The organism is Pseudomonas sp. HMWF021 (genome assembly GCF_003061005.1).
GTDB lineage: Bacteria > Pseudomonadota > Gammaproteobacteria > Pseudomonadales > Pseudomonadaceae > Aquipseudomonas.
On the sequence record NZ_QAIK01000168.1, the window covers coordinates 208 to 2,094 of the forward strand.

Below are 1,887 nucleotides of genomic sequence, written 5' to 3' on the forward strand. Positions count from 1 at the left end.
GGGCGGCGATGGTCGAGTAAGCAACCGCTTCGGGCAACAACAGACCGGCAATCGACAGACCGGCGAGGATGTCCCGCCAGCGATCAGGTTGCTCAACAGGTGGGGGGGCGCTCGACAATCCACTGTCTCCAGACGAAAAAAAGCCGCTGCGCATGTGGGATGCGCAGCGGCCTACTGTAGCTGAAAAGCGCAAGATCGCAGCCTTCGGCAGCTCCTGCAGGTTTTTTGTATACCGGTAGGAGCTGCCGCAGGCTGCGATCTCTTGATCTTTAAGCGGTCAGCGAATAAATCAAAGCCGAAATTGCCACCAGACCGACGGCCGTGACAAACACGTTCGACGCCTGACCGCGATAGCGTGCCATCGCCGGCACTTTACGGATCGCGTACATCGGCATCAGGAACAGAATCGCCGCAATCACCGGGCCGCCGATGGTCTCGATCATCCCCAGAATGCTCGGGTTCAGGGTCGCGACGATCCAGCACACCACCAGCATGAACGCGGCCACGATACGATCCAGCGCTTTGGCGCCCGGGCGCTTGCCGCTCTTGACGATCAGGCCCTTGAGGCCTTCGCTGGCACCGATGTAATGGCCCAGGAACGACTTGGAGATCGCCACGAACGCAATCAACGGCGCTGCAAAAGCGATGGTCGGGTTGCTGAAGTGGTTAGCCAGGTACGACAGGATCGACAGGTTCTGCGCCTTGGCTTCGGCCAGTTGCTCCGGCGACAGGGTCAGCACGCAACTGAACACGAAAAACAGCACCATCACCACCATCAGCAGGTGGGCGCGGCACAGGATCTGCGAGCTGCGCTGATCGGCGTTAACGCCGTAACGACGCTTCTGATCCACCGCGAATGCCGAAATGATCGGCGAGTGGTTGAACGAGAACACCATCACCGGGATCGCCAGCCACAGCGTGTGCAGCAGCGCCGACGGCGCCGGCACCTGCGAAGCGGTGGTGAGGATGCCGCCGTTCCAGTGCGGAATCAGGTACACCGCCAGGAACAGCAGCGCGACGATGAACGGGTACACCATCAGGCTCATCGCCTTGACGATCACCTGCTCGCCGCAACGCACGACGGCCAGCAGACCGAGGATCAGCACAAACGACAGCAGCGCACGCGGCGGCGGCATGATGTGCAGCTGGTGTTCGAGGAAACTGGCGACCGTGTTGGTCAGGCCGACGCTGTAGATCAGCAGGATCGGAAAGATGGCAAAGAAGTACAGCAGCGTGATCAGTGCACCGGCCTTGATGCCGAAATGCTGCTCGACCACATCGGTGATATCCGCGCCTTCACGACCGGAAAGTACGAAACGGGTCAGGCCCCGGTGGGCGAAGAACGTCATCGGGAACGCCAGCAGCGCGAGGATCACCAGCGGCCAGAAGCCCCCAAGACCCGCGTTGATCGGCAAAAACAGGGTGCCGGCGCCAATGGCCGTCCCGAACAGTCCCAACATCCACGTGGTGTCATGGCGATTCCAGCTCGACAGTTCAGCTGGTGCTGCCGCTTCATAGCGTTCGTCGACGCTATTGGCCTGATCATTCATCCGGTCGGATCTCCGCATTCCGGTCACTTGCCACTCGGTCAGGACGCGTCGGAAAAAACCGACAGACATGCTCCGGCCGAAACAGGGGCGCGATTCTCCGCGATAAATGAGCAGAAGCAAAGACTTAGCTGAGCAATGGTTGTGCGGAGCAGATGAGCGGATTGTCGTTTTCGGGAAAATGGCTGTCGGCTACAGGCACGTAGAATGTCGTTTTTCGGCAAGTTTCAGCACCGATACGAGCGGCAAGACTCGATCAGACCGATCGAGCCAGGAGAAACCCGAGTGACATGCAAAACAGGCCGAACGCCAGCGTTGCCCAGACTGGATACATATCGCC

General features: G+C 59.9%; 1 protein-coding gene. It reads right to left on the reverse strand.

The window, feature by feature from the left end:
- Positions 1-269: 269 nt before the first annotated feature.
- Positions 270-1,550 (reverse strand): HAAAP family serine/threonine permease, encoded by a 1,281-nt coding sequence (locus tag DBR18_RS24250; RefSeq protein WP_108592214.1) that lies wholly within the window; start codon positions 1,548-1,550, stop codon positions 270-272.
- Positions 1,551-1,887: the final 337 nt, after the last annotated feature.